The organism is Saccharothrix saharensis, assembly GCF_006716745.1.
Classification (GTDB): Bacteria; Actinomycetota; Actinomycetes; order Mycobacteriales; family Pseudonocardiaceae; genus Actinosynnema; species Actinosynnema saharense.
The window spans coordinates 3,025,341-3,042,860 of the sequence record NZ_VFPP01000001.1; the positions used below are offsets into that span (position 1 = coordinate 3,025,341).

The 17,520-nt window shown below is 72.1% G+C and carries 18 protein-coding genes and 1 pseudogene; 6 read left to right on the top strand and 13 right to left on the bottom strand.

Annotated elements, in window-relative coordinates; translation table 11 throughout:
* Positions 1–152: 152 nt before the first annotated feature.
* On the bottom strand, positions 153–1,088 hold the full coding sequence (locus FHX81_RS12495) for a phosphotransferase family protein (protein ID WP_141978023.1): 936 nt from the start codon (positions 1,086–1,088) through the stop codon (positions 153–155).
* A gap of 103 nt (positions 1,089–1,191) precedes the next feature.
* Here FHX81_RS12495 and FHX81_RS12500 point away from each other — a divergent pair, with 103 nt between their 5' ends.
* Complete coding sequence (locus FHX81_RS12500; RefSeq protein ID WP_141983909.1) at positions 1,192–2,850, top strand: fumarate hydratase; 1,659 nt, start codon at positions 1,192–1,194, stop codon at positions 2,848–2,850.
* 2 nt (positions 2,851–2,852) lie between these two features.
* Here the strand turns inward: FHX81_RS12500 and FHX81_RS12505 are convergent, their stop codons facing one another.
* Together FHX81_RS12505 and FHX81_RS12510 are read right to left on the bottom strand one after the other, a co-directional pair.
* Complete coding sequence (locus tag FHX81_RS12505) at positions 2,853–3,041, bottom strand: DUF397 domain-containing protein (RefSeq protein ID WP_141978025.1); 189 nt, start codon at positions 3,039–3,041, stop codon at positions 2,853–2,855.
* Positions 3,038–3,886 (bottom strand): helix-turn-helix domain-containing protein, encoded by an 849-nt coding sequence (locus FHX81_RS12510; RefSeq protein WP_141978027.1) that lies wholly within the window; start codon positions 3,884–3,886, stop codon positions 3,038–3,040. Before FHX81_RS12510 ends, FHX81_RS12505 begins: the two co-directional genes overlap by 4 nt.
* Before the next feature lie 107 nt (positions 3,887–3,993).
* Here FHX81_RS12510 and FHX81_RS12515 point away from each other — a divergent pair, with 107 nt between their 5' ends.
* Both FHX81_RS12515 and FHX81_RS12520 read left to right on the top strand, forming a co-directional pair.
* Positions 3,994–4,251, top strand: coding sequence for a hypothetical protein (locus FHX81_RS12515; RefSeq protein ID WP_141978029.1), 258 nt, complete (start codon positions 3,994–3,996; stop codon positions 4,249–4,251).
* Between the two features lie 56 nt (positions 4,252–4,307).
* A complete protein-coding gene (locus tag FHX81_RS12520) occupies positions 4,308–5,069 on the top strand; it encodes a class I SAM-dependent methyltransferase (protein ID WP_141978031.1) in 762 nt (253 codons plus the stop codon).
* Here FHX81_RS12520 and FHX81_RS12525 read toward each other — a convergent pair.
* The 8 genes and pseudogenes from FHX81_RS12525 to FHX81_RS12560 all read right to left on the bottom strand — a co-directional run bounded on the left by FHX81_RS12525 (position 5,054) and on the right by FHX81_RS12560 (position 11,707).
* Positions 5,054–6,379 carry a jacalin-like lectin gene (locus FHX81_RS12525; protein WP_141978033.1) on the bottom strand — a complete coding sequence of 442 codons (1,326 nt, stop codon included), beginning with the start codon at positions 6,377–6,379 and terminating at the stop codon, positions 5,054–5,056. The two genes, FHX81_RS12520 and FHX81_RS12525, sit on opposite strands and share 16 nt — an antisense overlap.
* A 1-nt stretch (position 6,380) precedes the next feature.
* A pseudogene (locus FHX81_RS42985) lies at positions 6,381–6,605 on the bottom strand (MerR family transcriptional regulator); the annotation flags it as partial.
* A 234-nt stretch (positions 6,606–6,839) separates the two neighbouring features.
* Positions 6,840–7,355, bottom strand: a complete 516-nt coding sequence (locus FHX81_RS12535; protein WP_141978035.1) for a hypothetical protein — start codon at positions 7,353–7,355, stop codon at positions 6,840–6,842.
* An 84-nt stretch (positions 7,356–7,439) separates the two neighbouring features.
* A complete protein-coding gene (locus FHX81_RS12540) occupies positions 7,440–7,919 on the bottom strand; it encodes a hypothetical protein (RefSeq protein ID WP_141978037.1) in 480 nt (159 codons plus the stop codon).
* Between the two features lie 213 nt (positions 7,920–8,132).
* Positions 8,133–9,275 (bottom strand): hypothetical protein, encoded by a 1,143-nt coding sequence (locus tag FHX81_RS12545; protein ID WP_141978039.1) that lies wholly within the window; start codon positions 9,273–9,275, stop codon positions 8,133–8,135.
* Positions 9,269–10,525: a glucarate dehydratase family protein gene (locus FHX81_RS12550; RefSeq protein ID WP_141978041.1), complete on the bottom strand. Its 1,257-nt coding sequence runs from the start codon at positions 10,523–10,525 to the stop codon at positions 9,269–9,271. The genes FHX81_RS12545 and FHX81_RS12550 overlap by 7 nt, the downstream gene beginning before the upstream one ends.
* Positions 10,522–11,424: a 5-dehydro-4-deoxyglucarate dehydratase gene (locus FHX81_RS12555; protein WP_141978043.1), complete on the bottom strand. Its 903-nt coding sequence runs from the start codon at positions 11,422–11,424 to the stop codon at positions 10,522–10,524. Before FHX81_RS12555 ends, FHX81_RS12550 begins: the two co-directional genes overlap by 4 nt.
* A 10-nt stretch (positions 11,425–11,434) precedes the next feature.
* Positions 11,435–11,707 carry a hypothetical protein gene (locus FHX81_RS12560; protein WP_141978045.1) on the bottom strand — a complete coding sequence of 91 codons (273 nt, stop codon included), beginning with the start codon at positions 11,705–11,707 and terminating at the stop codon, positions 11,435–11,437.
* Positions 11,708–12,085: 378 nt separating this feature from the next.
* Between FHX81_RS12560 and FHX81_RS12565 the strand changes: the two genes are divergently transcribed.
* The 3 genes from FHX81_RS12565 to FHX81_RS12575 are packed head-to-tail and all read left to right on the top strand — an operon-like array spanning position 12,086 to position 15,209.
* The gene (locus FHX81_RS12565) at positions 12,086–12,868 is read left to right on the top strand and encodes an IclR family transcriptional regulator (RefSeq protein ID WP_073895339.1); all 783 of its coding nucleotides are present in this window, start codon (positions 12,086–12,088) and stop codon (positions 12,866–12,868) included.
* Between the two features lie 26 nt (positions 12,869–12,894).
* Entirely contained in the window at positions 12,895–13,716 is an 822-nt protein-coding gene (locus FHX81_RS12570; protein WP_141978047.1) for an NAD-dependent epimerase/dehydratase family protein, read from the top strand.
* Positions 13,713–15,209, top strand: coding sequence for an aldehyde dehydrogenase (NADP(+)) (locus FHX81_RS12575; protein WP_141978049.1), 1,497 nt, complete (start codon positions 13,713–13,715; stop codon positions 15,207–15,209). The genes FHX81_RS12570 and FHX81_RS12575 overlap by 4 nt, the downstream gene beginning before the upstream one ends.
* A 73-nt stretch (positions 15,210–15,282) precedes the next feature.
* Here FHX81_RS12575 and FHX81_RS12580 read toward each other — a convergent pair whose 3' ends face one another.
* Positions 15,283–16,218, bottom strand: a complete 936-nt coding sequence (locus FHX81_RS12580) for a sigma-70 family RNA polymerase sigma factor (RefSeq protein ID WP_141978052.1) — start codon at positions 16,216–16,218, stop codon at positions 15,283–15,285.
* 9 nt (positions 16,219–16,227) lie between these two features.
* Positions 16,228–17,409, bottom strand: a complete 1,182-nt coding sequence (locus FHX81_RS12585; protein WP_141978054.1) for an NAD(P)/FAD-dependent oxidoreductase — start codon at positions 17,407–17,409, stop codon at positions 16,228–16,230.
* Between the last annotated feature and the right edge of the window lie 111 nt (positions 17,410–17,520).

The following is a 17,520-nucleotide window of genomic DNA, read 5'->3' on the forward strand; positions in this document are numbered from 1 at the left end:
CACCACCGCGCGGGATTGACTTGTGACGCCAGTCACGGCACGGTCGTGCGTTACACGAGCCAAGCGACACCTCCGCCCCATCACGCGGAGGTTGTCGCACGCCGAGGAAGGTCGGGGCGGTCGGGGGCCGGCCCGGCCTTCCGCATCTTCGCTCAGCCGCCCAGGTACTCCACGAGCTTCTCGCGGAAGAACCGGACGTGCGCCTCGTGCTCCTCGCCGGTGTAACCGCGGGGCACGCCCTCCACGATCATCACCAGGCACAGGTACGCGCGGTAGAGCGCGATCCGGGTCAGCTCGGCCTCGCTGAACGCCGTCACGCCGTACCCGGCCTTGAAGTCGTCGTCCAGGTCGGCGAACAGCGCCACGGTCGCGATCTCGGCCAGCGGGTCGCCGAACATCGCCCGTTCCGGGTCGATGATCCCCTCGATCCGGTACTGCCCGTCCGGGCCGCCGGCGAGGAAGATGTTCGCCTCCCACAGGTCGAAGTGCACGAGCACCGGCTCGGCCACCTCGTCCAGCAGGTGCGCGCGGGCCTCGAACGCCGGCCGCACGTCCGGCAGCTCCACGCCGAACCGGTCCGCGTCGGCCAGCGCCGCGTCCACCATGGCCGTGAACGCCTCGCGCCACGTCGCCCCGTTCGGCCCCTGCACGTAACCGAAGACGTCACCGGTGATCCGGTGCAGGTCGCGGACGACCACGCCCAGCTCGCGGCGCAGCGCGGCGTGCTCGGCATCGGTCAGCCGGGCCCGCGCCGACGACCAGGGCTCGCCCAGCAGCGCCGTCATGAGCAGCAGGCCGTCCTCGTGCAGCAGCACCTGCGGCACGGGCAGGCCGTGCGCCGCCATCAGCTCGAACGCCAACGCCTCCGTCCGCATCAGGTCACGCTCGTAGGTGAGCAGCGGCACGTCCGGCGGTGGCGCGACCTTCAGCACGGTCTCGCGGCCGTCCGCCGCGGTGAGCCGGTAGGCGGTGTTGAACATGCCCTCGGTCAGCTCGACGTGCGCGGCGAGCGGCACTCCGAGGACGCGGCGGACCAGGGCGTCGAGTTCGGCTTCGGGGAGCCGGCGCTTGGTGAGGCTGTCGACCACGACGCGAATCACACCACGCCTGGCGGGACCTGACGGGGCTGTCGGTATAAGTTCGGCGGAACCCGAAGCGCGCAAGGGAGCCCGCGACGTGACCTCGTCGAACCTGTTGGGACCGACGTTCCAGTACACCGACGTCCTGCCGCTGGCCAAGGACAACCACACCGAGTACCGGCTCGTGACGCCGGACGGCGTGTCGGTCGTCGAGGCCGCCGGACGGACGTTCCTCCAGGTCGAGCCCGCGGCGTTGACGCTGCTGGCCAAGGAGGCGATCCGGGACATCCAGCACCTGCTGCGGCCCTCGCACCTGGCCCAGCTGCGCGCGATCGTGGACGACCCCGAGGCCAGCGGCAACGACCGGTTCGTCGCGATGGACCTGCTGCGCAACGCGTGCATCTCCGCGGGCGGCGTGCTGCCCATGTGCCAGGACACCGGCACGGCGATCGTGATGGGCAAGCGCACCGAGTCCGTGCTGACCGGCGGCACCGACGAGGAGGCGTTGTCGCGCGGCATCTTCGAGGCCTACCAGGAGCTGAACCTCCGGTACTCGCAGATGGCCCCGGTCACGTTCTGGGACGAGAAGAACACCGGCACCAACCTGCCCGCGCAGATCGAGCTGTTCACCGCGCCGGGCGTGGAGCCGAAGTACGAGTTCCTGTTCATGGCCAAGGGCGGCGGCTCGGCCAACAAGACGTTCCTGTACCAGGAGACCAAGGCGCTGCTGAACCCCTCGCGGCTGGCCAAGTTCCTGGACGAGAAGCTGCGCTCGCTCGGCACGGCCGCGTGCCCGCCCTACCACCTCGCCGTGGTCGTCGGCGGCCTGTCGGCCGAGCAGAACCTGAAGGTCGCCAAGCTCGCGTCCGCCCGCTACCTCGACGGCCTGCCCACCGAGGGCTCGGCCGCCGGGCACGCGTTCCGGGACGTCGACCTGGAGCAGCAGGTGCTGGAGCTGACCCGGAACTTCGGCATCGGCGCGCAGTTCGGCGGCAAGTACTTCTGCCACGACGTGCGCGTGATCCGGCTGCCCCGGCACGGCGCGTCCTGCCCGGTCGGCATCGCCGTGTCGTGCTCGGCGGACCGCCAGGCCAAGGCGAAGATCACGCCCGAGGGCATCTTCCTGGAGCAGCTGGAACGGGACCCGGCGCACTTCCTGCCCGACGTGACCGGCGAGGACCTGTCCGACGAGGTCGTGAAGATCGACCTGACCCGGCCGATGGCCGAGATCCGCGCGACGCTGTCGGCGTTGCCGGTGAAGACGCGCGTGTCGCTGACCGGGCCGTTGGTGGTGGCGCGCGACATCGCGCACGCCAAGATCAAGGAGCGGCTGGACGCGGGCGAGCCCATGCCGCAGTACCTCAAGGACCACCCGGTGTACTACGCCGGGCCGGCCAAGACGCCCGAGGGCTACGCCTCCGGGTCGTTCGGGCCGACGACGGCCGGCCGGATGGACTCCTACGTCGAGCAGTTCCAGGCGGCCGGCGGGTCGCTGGTGATGCTGGCGAAGGGCAACCGGTCCAAGCAGGTGACGTCGGCGTGCGCCACGCACGGCGGGTTCTACCTGGGCTCGATCGGTGGCCCGGCGGCCCGGCTGGCCCAGGACTGCATCCGCAAGGTCGAGGTGCTCGAGTACCCCGAGCTGGGCATGGAAGCGGTCTGGAAGATCGAGGTGGAGGACTTCCCGGCGTTCGTCGTGGTGGACGACAAGGGCAACGACTTCTTCGCCGAGACCTCCGCCCCGACCCTCCAGATCTCGTTCCGGAAGTAGCCCTACAGGTCGAACACGCCGAGCTTGGCGCCGCGCGTGAAGAAGTCCCACTCGCTGAAGGTGAAGCGCTGTGGGACTTCTTCCGGCCGGTTGCTGTTGCGGACGAGCACCTCGTCGTCCGTGCGCATGACCTCGACGCAGTTCGAACCTCCGCCGCTGAACTTGGTCCACTCGCCTGGCTTCAGGGTCATCCGGTCTCCTCTGTGATCCGGGTCAGGAGTTCGCGGCTCTCCTCCACTCCCAGCGCCTTCGCCCGGGTGTGGTCGAACCAGCGGCCGGCCTTCTCCACGTGGTTGACCCCGTCCTCGAAGTGGTCTCCGAACGGGGTGTCGACGCTGACCAGCGACGGCATCTTGTTGGGTAGCCGGAACAAGGTCAGCGTAGTACCGGTCAGTGCGTGCGCCCCGGCTCCCTGCGGCATCACCTGCACCACGACGTTGTCCAGCTCGGTCATGGCGAGCACGTGCTTGAGCTGGTCGCGCATGATCTCCGGGCCGCCGATGTTCGCTCGGAAGGCTGGCTCCGAGATCACCGCCCACAGCTTCAGCGGCGGCTGGCGCTCGGTCAGCAACGCCTGCCGTTCCATGCGCAGGTAAAGGTTCTTCTCCAGCACCTCGCCGCTCAGGCCGACCCCGGCCATGAGTGCACGCGTGTAGTACTCGGTCTGGAGGACCGCCGGGATGAGCTCGAACGACGAGTACAGCGCTTCGGTGGCGATGGCCTCCACGTCGAGGATGCGGCGCAGCCAGGGCGGGATCGGACCGCCGATCTTGCTCTTGGGCCGGCGGCGGTGGGCGTCGGAGTTGAGCGCGAACAGGTCCTCGCGGGTCTCGTCGTCGGCGCCGTAGAGGTCGAGCAGCTTCTCCAGCTCGGCCTGCTTGATGCCGCTGATGGCGTTCTCGATGTTGCTGACCTTGGTCAGCGTGCAGTGCAGCACCTCGCCCACGCGTTCCCGGGGCACGCCTGCCTCTTCGCGCATGCGGCGCAAGGTCGTGCCGATCTGGATGCGGGCGGCACTGCGGTGTGGGCTGGTCATCGCTCTCCTCGATCATCACCCGATCGGGACTTGTGCACATGGTGTACGTACGAGATGGTTGTCCCGAATTCGGGGAGTATACAACCAAGTGCGGAGAGTGAGTGACCATGGGGTCGCGTTTCTACCAGGTGAGCGTGATCGAGTCGTCCGGGAGCGGTACGTCGCTCTTCCGCCAGATCACGCGGGAGCCCGCGGACGGGACGGAGGACCTGCACGCGTGGATGGTGCGGACGTTGCTGGACCGCCGGTGCGACCTGGGGCTCTACGTCGGCGAGGCGGGGGTGATCGTGGCGGACGAGGACCAGGTGGACGCCGACCTGTGGCTGGCGTGGGACGGGGTGGCCGCGTTCGCGACCGCCGAGTGACGGGTGCGCGGGGTAAAGCAGTCGCGTGCTCCGGACCGCTGTAGCACCTTGGCGGCATGACGTTCGACGAGTTGGTGGCCGAGGGCGCGGCCGTGCCGGTGGAGGGGTGGGACTTCTCCTGGTTCGAGGGCCGGGCGACGGAGGGGCGGCCGTCGTGGGGCTACTCGAAGCTGATGGCCGCTCGGATGGCGACGGCCGAGGCGGCGCTCGACGTCCAGACCGGCGGCGGTGAGGTGCTGGCGGAGATCCCGCAGGCACCGCCCGTGCTGGCGGCGACCGAGTCGTGGCCGCCGAACCTGGAGATCGCCCGCCGCACCCTCGCTCCCCTGGGCGCGCGGGTGGTGCGCGCCGAGGACGACGGGCCGCTGCCGTTCCCGGACGCGTCGTTCGACCTGGTGGTGAGCAGGCACCCGGTCGTGACGCGGTGGGACGAGGTCGGCCGGGTGCTGCGACCGGGTGGCACCTACCTGTCGCAGCAGGTCGGCATGGGCACGTTGCGGGAGATCACCGACTTCATGATGGGTCCGCGGCCCGTCGGCGACGAGCGCAGCACCGAACGGGCGGTGACCGGGCTGGAGGCGGCCGGGCTGACGGTCGTGGACCTGCGGTCGGAGTCGTTGCGGGTGGAGTTCTTCGACGTCGGCGCGGTCGTGCACTTCCTGCGCAAGGTGGTGTGGGCGGTGCCCGACTTCACCGTCGAGTCCTACCGGGACCGGTTGGTCGCGATGCACGACCACATCGCGAGGGAGGGGTCGTTCGTCACGAGTTCGGAGCGGTTCCTGGTCGAGGCGCGCAAGGACGGTCAGCCGGGGGTGTAGATCACCCCGAGCTGGTCCACCTCGGTGCCGGACCGGCCCGTGAAGCCCGCGATGTGCCAGCCGGCGGGTGCGGTGACCGTGACCGCGTCGCCGGTCGGGGTGCCCGCGGCGATCGTCCGGCCGAGCGTGGTCGTGATGCGGACGGAGAAGATCCGGGTGCGGCCGTCGCGTTGACCGCGGGTGAGCGTGGCCGCGGTCAGGCGCTCGCCGGGTTCGAGGGTGAGCGTGGTCGGCGTGCCGCCGGGACCGCCGTGGGTGCGGGTGGTGCCGTCGGCGAGGGTGATCCCGACGCGGTCGAGCCGCGCGCCGCCGCTCAGGGTGAGCGAGCGGACCGTCGTGCCGGGGTGGACGGTGTCCACGTCGGTGAACGGGGTGCCGTGCGGGCCGCCGAACGGGTCGCTCAGGCGCAGGTGGTCGGCGAGCCGCCAGGTGAAGCCGACGGCGTGCGGGTAGTGGTCGGACAACGGCTCGCCGTCGGCGTCGAGGAACGCCGCGTGGTCGTTGCGGTAGGTGGTGGCGGTGAGGTCGACGAACGCGTTGTCGCGGTAGAAGACCTTGTCCACGACTTCACACGAACTGGTGACGTTCTGCGGGTCGCAGACGAGCGCCGGTGCGCCGGCGGCCGGTTCGACACCGCCCCGGACCAGCTCGACCCAGGCGTCGGTGAGACCGTTGGAGTGGACCAGGTCGCGGATGTTGTCGCCCGCCCGGGTGTAGCGGGTGTTGGTGTCGCCCATGATGATCACCGCGTTGCCGGCCGAGTTCCGGGTGACGTACTGGGACAGTTGGGTGATGTTGGCGCGGCGGGCGGCGAGGTCGGCGTCCGAGCTGCCGGCGTTGGCGTGCACGTTGTAGAGGTCGACGTACACGCCCTCGGCCAGGCGGAGGCGGGCGAACGAAAAGCCCTTGGGGGTCAGGCAGTCCGTGCCGTTGCACCGGTCCCACTTCACGCGCGTGAAGTCGGTGTACGGGTAGGCGGACAGGGTGTTGAGGCCGTCGCCGAACGGCACTCCCCCGCTGGTCGGCGTGCGGTGCGGGTGGTTGTCGGCGGCGTAGAGGGCGGCGTGGTAGTTGAAGTCCTCCTGGACGTTCACCACGGCGTAGTCGCGGATCCGCGCGCCGATGAGCGGGGTGTTCTCCGCCGGGTTCGAGCCGGACAGCGGTTCGGGGAGGCCGGCGACGTTGTAGGTCAGCACCGAGAACCGGCCGGTGGACTGGCCGGTGACGTCGGCGGACGCGGGCGTGGTCAGCGCGGTGGCGGCCGACGCGGCGAGCACGACGGCGAGCAGCAGGCCGAGGGGTCGTCTCACGTCACCGGAGTCTGGTGGTCCGGTCGACCCGACCGGAACCGCTGACGCGAGACTTTCTCAGGTAATCACCCGGACGGACGCCCGCGCCATCGGCGTTCGCCACGTCGCCGTCGAGGCGGTGCCGGAAGTGGGCGATGTCCTCCAGCGTGAGGCCGTGCTCGAGCAGGTAGCGGATCGAGTGCGCGCGATCGACCGTGCCGGGGCCGTACCGGCGGTAGCCGTTGGGCGTCTGAGAACGCGGCCTCGTCCGGCTGCTCGTGCATGGGTGTGGCGATCGGGCCCAGCTCTACGGCCACCGCTCGCACGCCGTGCGGCGCGTACTTGCACGGCCCAGCTCCGGGTCAGGCTCTCCAGCGCCGACGTCAACGCCGCGCAGGGCTCGCCGCCGGGCACGGCCGACCGCGCTGACCGATGGCCGTCGTCATGCGGCCGACCGCAGGGCTTGACGTCCGCGTGGAGGTCAAGCCGACTCTTCGCGGGTCTCCAGGAGGATCCGACGTTGGCCGAGGGGTGCGTCGAGCGTGACGTCGAGCGGCACGTGGCGGATGTCGGCGGTGCAGGCGGCGGACTCCGAGTACTTGGTCGTGACCAGCGTGATCAGCACCTGGTCGCCGGACTGGGCCGTGACCTCGGCGCGCACGCGGTCGCAGCCGCCTTCTTCGCCCGTGACGCGGATCGTGCGGGCGTCGGCGGACGTCCACACCGGCTCCTGGTGGCCGAGCGCGCCGCTGTCGACCTGGGCGGCCGGCACCTCGGTCCCGCCGCCCGCCAGCGGTGCGGCGCTCGTCTGGGGTGGTGGCGGCGTGGGCTCGGACTCGGACAACGATGACAACGTTGTCGGAGCAGCCGAAGAGCTGGTCGTCGCCGTGCTCGACGAAGGCTGGCCGCCGCCGAACGGGGCGTTGGCGGTGTTGCTCGTGCAGCCCGCGAGCGCGACGAGGGCCAGAACGGCGGCGGCGACGTGGACGTGTCTCATACCTCGAGGACGGTAGTCGCCGCCGTGGAGGTTGCAAGGCGGTGCCCGGCCGACCGGGGGCAGGTCGACCGGGCACCCGAGGGGTTACTTCTGGTCCTGCCGGGTGCTCAGCACGACCTGGCGGTCGCCGAGCGGCGCGTCGAGCTTCGCGGTCAGCGGCGGGTAGCGGATGTCCATCGTGCAGACCGGCTGGTCCGCCGGCGTGGTCTCGACCAGCACCACCTTCACGACCTGGGCGTTCTGCTCGGCGATCTCGACGCTCGCCTTGCCGCAGCCCGCTTCCTGGGCGATGACGCCGAGCACGCTGCCGTCGCCCTCGGTCCAGGTGGTGGTGGGGTTGCCCTCGGGGACGCTGCTCGCGTCGATCCGCTCCTTGGGCACTTCCTTGCCGCCCGGCGGCACGGGGCTCTCGAACTCCGGCTCTTCGACGCTGGGCGAAGTCGGTTCGGCCGACGTGGTCAGCGTCGGTCCGCTGTTGCCCGGACCGACGGGCGTGGACGTTGCGCAGGCGGCGAGCACGACCAGCAGCACACCCGCGCCGATCGCGGTTCCAAGGCTTCTCATGACCCAAGGACGGACCGACCCCACCCCCGGGTTGCCCACCCTTCTTCACAGTTACCCGTTCAGGCGACCCCGAGAGTCGAACGCTCAGGTCCCGAGAGTCGAACGCTCAGGACCCCTGAATTCAACGCTCAGGACACGGGCGTGCCGACCTGAGCGTTGAACTCGGGGTACCTGAGCGTTCGACTCTCGGGCGCTGAGCGTTCGACTCTCGCGTTAGCGGAGGGATTGGGTGAGGCCGGCGATGGCGTGGCGGAGGGCGGTCAGGCGCGACTCGGAGGCGAGGCCCGCGTGGTAGAGGTGGAACTCCTGGACGCCGGCCTCCGCGTAGGCCAGCCACTCCTTCAGCAGCTCGTCGCCGTCGGCCGGTTTCGGCGGCAGGGCCAGCACGTAGGCCGCCGTGCGCACGTCCGCCTCCGCGCGCAGGGCGCGGATCGCCGGCAACGACGCGTCCACGCCCGGCCAGCACGTCACGGTCAGCACGTCGACGTCGGCGTCGACGCCCCCGGCCACCGTGGCGAACGGCCCGGTGCCCCACGGGTCGGCCGTCGCGTGCGCGGCGATGCGCGTGGACGGCGAAGTCGACCGGATGAGCCCGACGAGGTCACGTCGGAGGGAACGGGACAGGTCGGTGCGCACCGAGCGCACGCTGTCGGCCCGCGCACCCAGAGCCTCCTCCACGCTGGTGGCGGCGCTGTCCACACCCGCACGCACCAGAGCGCGCAAGCCCTCGACGTCGTCGTGACGCCGCGAGCACCCCGCGCAGAAGCACAACGACAGCAGCTTCTGCTGCACCGCCGACCAGTCCGCGCCGTCGGTCTTCTCGTGGTGCCCGCCGTGGAAGAACCCGAGCGGCCCGCACGCCTCCAGCACGATCCCGTCCGGCCGCCCGAGCGCGAGCACCTCGGACACCAGCGTCCGCGCGTACTCGACCACGTCCTCGTTCGACGGGCACAACGCGTACGGGTACAGATCCCCGAAAGCGTTACGAACCGCCACGTCCGGGTGAGCGTCGCCCAACCGGCTGCTGTGCGTCAGCACGGTCCACGCGTACACCGGCAGCCCGGCCGCCCTCAGCGCGTCCGAAGCCTCCGTGTACGAGTCCGCACCGTCCATCCACGACGGTTCGGCGGGCACCAACCGCTTGCCCCTCCAAGCCTCCTCCCGCACGGGCAGGTAGAACGCCGCGTGCCGCGCGTCCACCATCCGGTGCGAGGGATGGAACGGCGTCGCGGCCCGCACCGTGTGGTACGACGCGGCCAACGCGACCGCGTCCACCCCCAACGACGCGATCCGGTCGACGGCGGCCGGGTCGCCGACGACATCCCAGGGGTAGACGTGCGCAACGGTGGTCACCACCGGGGGCGCTTCCTCTCGTAGGACGGGTCGTGCTCCTGCATGTAACCGGTGTCGTCGCGCTGCACGAGGCCGCACGTCCGGTAGTTCTCCGCGAGCCGCGCCAGCGCGTCCCGGTCCAGCTCGACGCCCAGGCCGGGCGCGGTCGGCACCGGCAGGGCACCGTCCACGAACGTGAACGGCGTGGTGATCACGTCGTCCGCGGAGTTCCACGGGTAGTGCGTGTCGCACGCGTAGTTCAGGTTCGGCGTGGACGCGGCCAGGTGCGTCATCGCGGCCAGGCTGATGCCCAGGTGCGAGTTGGAGTGCATGGACAGGCCGATGCCGAACGTCCGGCAGATCCCGGCCAGCTCCTTGGACCGCGACAGGCCGCCCCAGTAGTGGTGGTCGGACAGGATGACCTGCACCGCGCCGACCTCGACCGACCGGGCGATGTGCTCGAACGCGATCACGCACATGTTCGTCGCCAGCGGCATCGGCGCGCGTGCCGCGACCTCCGCCATCCCGTCGATGCCCGGTGCCGGGTCCTCCAGGTACTCGACCACCCCGTCGAGCTCCTCGGCGACCTTCAGCGACGTCTCCGGCGTCCACGCCGCGTTGGGGTCCAGCCGCAGCGGGTGGTCGGGGAACGCCTCGCGCAGCGCGCGGATCGCCTCGACCTCCTGCTCGGGCGGGTACACGCCGCCCTTGAGCTTGATCGAGCCGAACCCGTGCCGCTCGACCAGCAACCGGGCCTGGGCCACGATGCCCGCCGGGTCCAGCGCCTCGCCGAACCCGTCCGGCTCCGCGCCGGGGTGCCCGGCCCACTTGTAGAACAGGTACGCGCTGTACGGCACGGCGTCGCGCACCGCGCCGCCGAGCAGGTCGCTGACCGGGCGGCCGAGCGCCTTGCCGCGGATGTCCCAGCACGCCACCTCGAACGGCGAGAACACCCGGTCCACAGTGGACTCGACGGTGAGCGGCCCGGTCAGCCCGTGCCGGTCGGACCCGGCCTCGCCGCCCAGCGCCGCCGCGATGCGGGAGTGCATCTCGTTCAACGCGTGCACGTCCAGGCCCACCAGCGCGGGTGCGGCCGTGCGCATCCGGTTGAGGTGGCCGATGTCGCCGTAGCTCTCGCCGAGCCCGGAGATCCCCTCGTCGGTGTGCACCTCCACGATGGTGCGCAACGCCCAGGGCTCGTGCACGCCCACCGAGTTCAGCAGCGGAGGGTCGCGGAAGGCGACCGGGGTGATGACGATGTCGGTGATCTTCATGCGGACAGGCTCCGACCCGCCGCGACGATCTTCTCCAGCTCCGCCGCGTGCTCGGGCGTCGGGTCGAGCAGCGGCGCGCGGACGCCGCCGACGTCGAGCCCGGTGGCCCGCACGGCCGCCTTCACCAGTGACACGGCGTAGCCGGGCACCTTGTCGCGCAACTCGACCAGCGGCTTGTAGAACTCCAGCAGGTACCTGTTGACCAGCGCGTCGTCACCGCTGTGCACGGCGTGGTAGAAGCCGAGCGAGATCTCCGGCGCGAAGCAGAACACCGCCGACGAGTACAGGTCCACGCCGATGCCCCGGTACGCGGGCACGGTCAGCTCGGCGGTCGGCAGGCCGTTGAAGAACTGGAACGGCTTCTCCACCGACGACCGCACCGCGAGCACGATGCGGTGGAGCTGGTCGAGGTCGCCGAGCCCGTCCTTGAAGCCGATCACGGTCGGCAGCGACGCGACCTCCACCGCGGTCTCCGGCGTGAACACCGCGTTGTTGCGCTGGTAGACGATCAGCGCGAGGTCCGACGCGGCCGCCACCTCCGTCACGTACCGCACCAGCCCCTTGGCCGGGTTGGTCACCAGGTACGGCGGCAGCAGCAGCAAACCGTCCGCGCCCGCCCCCTCGGCGGCCTTGGCGATCCGCTTGGCCGTCGGCAGCGGGCCGCCGACGCCCGCGAACACCGGCACCCGCCCGGCCGTCGCCTCGACCGCGACGGCCACCGCCCGCTCGACCTCCGACGGCTCCAACGCGTGGAACTCGCCGGTGCCGCAGGCGACGAACACGCCGCCCGCGCCCGCCGCCACCCCGCGCCCGACGTGCTCGGCCAGCACGTCCTCCGCGAGCGCGCCGTCCGCGTCGAACGGCGTCACCGGGAAGAACAGCACCCCATCCAGTTGCATACCCAGACCTTCATCCCTTGATCGCTCCGGTGGTGATCCCACGCAGGAAGGACTTTCGCGTTTCCTCGCGCGGCAGCGCACAGGCGGCGAGCGCACTGGCGGCGAGGTGGAGCAGCAGGGGCACATCGGCGCTGATGAGCGAATCCCCGCCGACGTGGCAGTGGTTCGGGTGCGGTTCCGCGGGGCGACCCCGACGTCGGGGCCGCCCCGCGGGGTGGGTCGTGACGGCACCGCCGCCACTGGCCGTCACCCCCACGTCTCGGGTGGTGTCGATCGGTGTCACCGGGCCACCCTGGGCGAACGGGCGGTCCGCGTCCAGGTTTTGCGCAACCCCGGCCGCGCGCCGGGAGACCGGGTCCGGGGTGTCGGGCAACCCCGTCGGGCGGCACGTCCCGCCCTCGGGCGGCGCGTGGCGGCGCACCGCTCCCGTCGCCGACACGTACCCGCAGCTCGGGTGCGTGCCGGGACCCGCGGCGGTCACCACCGCAAGGGCCGTGGCGCACCGGCGGGTGGGTGTCATGGACGGCGACTCCTGTTCGCGACCGGAGCGTTCATATATATGAATCGCGGTCGTACTTGTGAACGTGTTGGGCGGACTGTAAGAATCGGCGCAGCGACGTGTCAAGTGCGTGTTGCCGGAACGTTTCCCGTGGAGGACTTGGTGACTGGACCCGCGTCACCCGCTCGGCCGAACGCGGTCAAGTCGGCCGATCGGACTGTGGAACTGCTCGAAGTGCTGTCGGCGTCGGACCGCCCGCTGACCCTGACCGAACTGCACCGCGAGCTGAGCTACCCGAAGTCGAGCCTCTACATGCTCTTGCAGACGCTCGTCGCCCGGGGCTGGGTGGAGCTCGACCCCACCCGCGGCACGTACGGCATCGGCGTGCGCGCCCTGCTCGTCGGCACGTCGTACCTCGACCACGACCCGGTGGTGCAGGTCGCCATCCGGGTGATGGAGCAGGTGCGCCGCGAGATCAACGAGACCGTGCACCTGGCCCGCCTCGACGGCGCGGACGTCGTCTACCTGGCCAGCCGCGAGTCCGAGCACCACCTGCGCGTGGTGTCCCGCGTCGGCCGACGGCTGCCCGCGCACTCCACGTCGCTGGGCAAGGCGCTGCTCGCCGCGCGCACGCCCGCCGAGGTCGACGCGATCCTGCCCGCCCGGCTGACGCCGTTGACGCCGAACACCATCATCGAACGCCCGGCGCTGCACGCGCAGCTCGCGGGCTTCCGCGCGGTCGGGTACGCGCACGAGCGCGAGGAGAACACGCCCGGCCTGGGCTGCTTCGCCGTCGCCCTGCCGTACCGCAACCCCGTGCTCGACGCGATGAGCTGCTCGGTGCCGCTGGGCCGGCTGGACCCCGACCACGAGCGCCAGGTCGTCGAAGCGCTGCTGCACGCCGCCCGCACGATCACCGAACTGCTGCGCCAGTTCGGCCGCTGATTTCCGCTTCCGCGAAAGGGCTCGATGTGACCGCACGAATCCTGATCACCGGCGCCGCCGGCATAGTCGGCACGCTCATGCGCACCCGGCTGGCCGCACCCGACCGGACCCTGCGCCTGCTCGACATCGCGCCGCTGCCGGCGGCCGCCGACGGTGAGCGGGTTGAGCTGGTCACGGCGTCGGTGACCGACCAGGCCGCGATGGAGGAGGCGTGCGCGGGCGTCGACGCGGTGATCCACCTCGGTGGGCACAGCCTCGAGCGGCCGTGGGCGGAGATCCTGGACGTCAACATCAACGGCACGCACGTGGTGCTGGAGGCGGCGCGGCGGGCCGGGGTGTCCCGGGTGGTGCTGGCCAGCTCCAACCACGCGGTCGGGTACTACGAGCGCGCCGACGGCGAGGCGGGCGACTACCTGTTCCCCAAGCCCGACACGTACTACGGCGTGAGCAAGGTGGCGCTGGAGGCGTTGGGCAGCCTGTACGCGTCCCGGTACGGGATGGACGTGATCGCGGTCCGGATCGGGTCGTGCTTCGAGAAGCCGCGCGACGCGCGGATGCTGTCGACGTGGCTGTCGCCGGACGACGGCGCGCGGCTGTTCGAGGCGTGCCTGTCGGCGCCGTCGCCCGGGTTCCGGGTGGTGTGGGGCGTCTCGGACAACGCGCGGCGGTGGTTCTCGCTGAGCGAGGCCGAGGCGTTGGGGTACGAGTCGGCGGACGACTCCGAGGTGTTCGCCGCGGAGGTCCTGGCCGGTGGGGAGCCGGACCCCGGCTCGCCGGCCATGGCGTACCTGGGCGGCGCGTGGTGCACGCCGGAGTTCGACACCGCGGTGAAGGAGGCCGGTCGATGAGCGGCGGCGTGCAGGGGTACGACCCGCGGACCGGTGAACCGGTGGGTGACGCGGTCCCGGAGACCCCGGACGTCTCGGTGGACGCGGTGGCCCGCGCCGCGGAGGCCGCGTTCCCCGCTTGGTCGTCGTTGCCGGCGGCGGAGCGGGCCTCGGTGCTCGACGCGGTGGCGGATGCGCTCGATGCCGCGTCCGACGGCTTGGTGGAGCTGGCCGACGCCGAGACGGCGCTGGGCAGGCCGCGGTTGACGACCGAGTTGAAGCGGACCACGAACCAGCTGCGGCTGTTCGGTGACGTGCTGCGCGAGGGCAGCTACGTCGAGGCGACGCTGGACTCGGCGAACCCCGACATCATCCCGCCGCGCCCGGTGCTGCGGCGCATGCTCCGTCCACTCGGGACGGTCGGGGTGTTCGCGGCGTCGAACTTCCCGTTCGCGTTCTCGGTGGCGGGCGGCGACACGGCCTCCGCGCTCGCCGCGGGGTGCCCGGTGGTCGTGAAGGCGCACCCGTCGCACCCTCGGACGTCGGAGGAGACGGCGCGGATCGTGGCGTCGGTCGTGCCGGCGGGCGTGTTCGGCGTCGTGCACGGTCAGCAGGCCGGCGTGACGCTGGTCAAGCACCCCGCGATCAAGGCGGTGGGCTTCACCGGCTCGACCGTCGGCGGCCGGGCGCTGTTCGACCTGGCCAACGCGCGCCCCGACCCGATCCCGTTCTACGGCGAGCTGGGCAGCGTCAACCCGACCGTGGTCCTGCCCGACGCCGCCGCCGCGCGCCCGGAGGGTTTCGCGGCCGAGTTCGTCGGGTCCCTGACCCTGGGCGTGGGCCAGTTCTGCACCAACCCCGGCCTGCTCTTCGCCCCGGCCGCCCTCCTGCCGGCCCTGGCGGACGCGGTCTCGTCCGCGACGGGCGGCCCGATGCTGAACGAGCGCATGTCCGACTCCTACCGCTCGGGCACCGACGACCTGGCCGCGTCCGGCCTGGCCGAGCTGGTCGCCTCGGGCACCGCGCCGAGCGAGGGCTGGAGCGTCGAACCACGCCTCTTCCAGGTGCCGCTGGCGACGTTCGCGGACAACCTCGACAAGCTGACCGAAGAGCACTTCGGCCCGGCCGCGGTCGTGGTCACCTACACCGATCCCGCCGAGCTGGAACTGGTCCTGCCGCGCCTGCCGGGCACCCTGACCGGCACCGTGCACGCCGCCGAGTCCGAGCACGAGCCCGCCGGTCGCGTCGCGGGAGCCCTGCGGTCGGTCGTGGGCCGGCTGATCTTCAACGGCTGGCCGACCGGCGTCGCGGTGGCGTGGGGCATGCACCACGGCGGGCCGTGGCCCGCCACCACCAACCCGCTCCACACCTCCGTCGGCGCCACCTCGATCCGCCGGTGGGTCACCCCGGTGACCTACCAGTCGTGGCCGGACGACCTGCTGCCCGCGGAGCTGCGGGAGGGCAACCCGCTGGGGATCCCGCGGCGGGTGGACGGCGTGCTCGGCGTCCACTGACGGGGTTCGGCCGGGAAGCTCCGGTCCGGGCGGCCCGGCCGCCCGGACCGGCTCGGGATCGCGGCCTGCCCGGTCACCACGATCCGAGGATCGGCGCGTCGGGCCCCTGCCGCCGCCACCGGTCGGTGAGGCGGGCCAGGCGGGCGGCGGTGGCGACGCCGTGCACGGAGGCGATCCCGTCGTCGCGGACCTCCAGGACCACCACGCCCACGACCCGGTCGGCCAGCACCGCGAGCACCGCCGGGGAGCCGTTGACCACACCCGCGTGGAAGGCCGGTGAGCCGCCGACCAGCTTGCGCTTCGCCGGGGTCGGCCGGAACGCGGCGCGCAGGGCGGCGGCGAGCCGGACGGGGTCCGCGTACCGGACCAGCTTCGCGGTCAGCCCGGCGCCGTCGGAGATCGCGGTCGCGTCCCGCGTCAGCAGGGCGACCAGCCGGTCCGTCCGGCCCGAGGACGCGGCGGCGATGAACTCCTCGACGACGCGGCGCGCGGCGGCGCGGTCGATCCCGCCGGTCGTGCGCGCCGACGCCACGTGCCGCTTGGCCCGGTGCGCGTGCTGCTGGCTCGCGGACACGGAGATGTCGAGGATCCCGGCGATCTCGACGTGGCTGTAGGAGAACGCCTCCCGCAGCACGTAGACGGCCCGCTCGACCGGTGGCAGGCGTTCCATCAGGGTCAGCACGGCCAACGTCACCGAATCCCGCTGCTCGGCGGTCTCGGCCGGGCCGAGCATCGGGTCGCCGTCGAGCAGCGGCTCGGGCAGCCACGCGCCCACCGTGCGTTCCCGGCGGGCGCTCGCCGAGCGCAGCCGGTCCAGCGCCAGGTTGGTGACCACCTTGGTCAGCCACGCCTCGGGCACCTCGACGTGCTCGCGGTCGGCGGCCTGCCAGCGCAGGAACGCGTCCTGCACCACGTCCTCGGCGTCCGCGGCCGAGCCGAGCAGGCGGTACGCCAACGAGGCCAGCCGGTCCCGGCCGGCCTCGAACCGCTCCACCGCCGCGCTGTCCACGGCGTCAGGCTAGGCGCTGGCCGCTGCGGCGACCCGGTCGGACGGGACGGCCGGTCGACGCCTGCGCGCCGGCATCCCCCACGTCGGGTGGCCCACGCCGAAGGCGGCCGTGGCCAGGATGCCCGCCTTCACCCGTGCCGCCACACGGCCGCGCAGCGCCCACGTCCTCGACCGCGCCTCCCCGTCGACCAACTGGAAGATCGCGTCCTCACGGCCGAGGCTGATGTGGTTGCCCACGTAGGGCAGCGCCTTCCTCACGACCTCGCGGCCGGTCAGGTCCCCCACGATCGCGGCCACCGCCTGCCCCGCGGTGAACCCGGCCGAAGCGCAGGACATCGGCAGCGGCAGGCCGTTCCCACCGATGACGTGGACGCTGTCGCCCGCGGCGTACACGCCCTGGTGGGACACCGACCGCATCTGCCGGTCGACCAGGACCTGCCCGGTGTCGGTGACGGCGAGACCGCTCGCGGCGGCGATCGGGTGGACGGCGAAGCCCGCCGCCCACACCGTGGCGTCCGCCTCGAACACCGTGCCGTCGGACGCCACGGCCCCGGTCGCTTCGACCCGCTCGACGGAGGTGTGCTCGTGGACCGCGATGCCGAACCGCTCGAACGCGCGCAGCAGGTGGCGGCGGGCCTTCGGACCCAGCCACCCGCCCAACCGGCCGCGGGTGGCGAGGGTGACGCGGAGCCCGGGCCGCGACTCGGCGATCTCCGTGGCCGCCTCGATCGCGGTCAGGTTGCCGCCGACGACCAGCACCGCGCCGGTGCCGTCCAGCTCGTCCAGCCGGCGGCGCAGGCGCAGGGCCGCGGGCCGGGAGGCGACGTGGAACGCGTGCTCGGCCACACCGGGGACGCCGTGGTCGGCGACGGTGCTGCCGAGCGCGTAGAGCAGCGTGTCGTAGTCGACCGGGTCGCCGTCGGCGACGGCGACCGTCCGCCGCTCGGGGTCGACCGCGGTGACCCGCGCCAGGCGCAGGTCGACGCCGGTGCCCGCGAACACCTCCGCCAGCCCCCGGCGTGGCAGGTCCCGGCCCGCCGCGAGCTGGTGCAGGCGCAACCGCTCGACGAAGTCCGGCTCGGCGTTGACCACGGTGACGGTGAAGTCGTCGTGGTGCAGGTGGCGGGCGAGGTACCCAGCGGCGTAGGCGCCGGCGTACCCGGCCCCGAGGACGACGATGCGGTGCGTCATGTTCTCACTCCTGTCCGGTTCGCTCCCCCTCTTGACGGGACAGGGCTCCGATCCCTGACAGGTCGGGCCATGGCGTGGGTCACGTCGGACGCGGGGGGAACCGGACTGTCG

Bases quoted from the DNA above. Each gene is read 5' to 3' on its own strand.
- FHX81_RS12505 (WP_141978025.1), bottom strand. From the start codon at position 3,041: ATGACCCTGAAGCCAGGCGAGTGGACCAAGTTCAGCGGCGGAGGTTCG.
- FHX81_RS12510 (WP_141978027.1), bottom strand. From the start codon at position 3,886: ATGACCAGCCCACACCGCAGTGCCGCCCGCATCCAGATCGGCACGACC.
- FHX81_RS12515 (WP_141978029.1), top strand. From the start codon at position 3,994: ATGGGGTCGCGTTTCTACCAGGTGAGCGTGATCGAGTCGTCCGGGAGC.
- FHX81_RS12520 (WP_141978031.1), top strand. From the start codon at position 4,308: ATGACGTTCGACGAGTTGGTGGCCGAGGGCGCGGCCGTGCCGGTGGAG.
- FHX81_RS12535 (WP_141978035.1), bottom strand. From the start codon at position 7,355: ATGAGACACGTCCACGTCGCCGCCGCCGTTCTGGCCCTCGTCGCGCTC.
- FHX81_RS12540 (WP_141978037.1), bottom strand. From the start codon at position 7,919: ATGAGAAGCCTTGGAACCGCGATCGGCGCGGGTGTGCTGCTGGTCGTG.
- FHX81_RS12550 (WP_141978041.1), bottom strand. From the start codon at position 10,525: ATGAAGATCACCGACATCGTCATCACCCCGGTCGCCTTCCGCGACCCT.
- FHX81_RS12555 (WP_141978043.1), bottom strand. From the start codon at position 11,424: ATGCAACTGGATGGGGTGCTGTTCTTCCCGGTGACGCCGTTCGACGCG.
- FHX81_RS12575 (WP_141978049.1), top strand. From the start codon at position 13,713: ATGAGCGGCGGCGTGCAGGGGTACGACCCGCGGACCGGTGAACCGGTG.
- FHX81_RS12585 (WP_141978054.1), bottom strand. From the start codon at position 17,409: ATGACGCACCGCATCGTCGTCCTCGGGGCCGGGTACGCCGGCGCCTAC.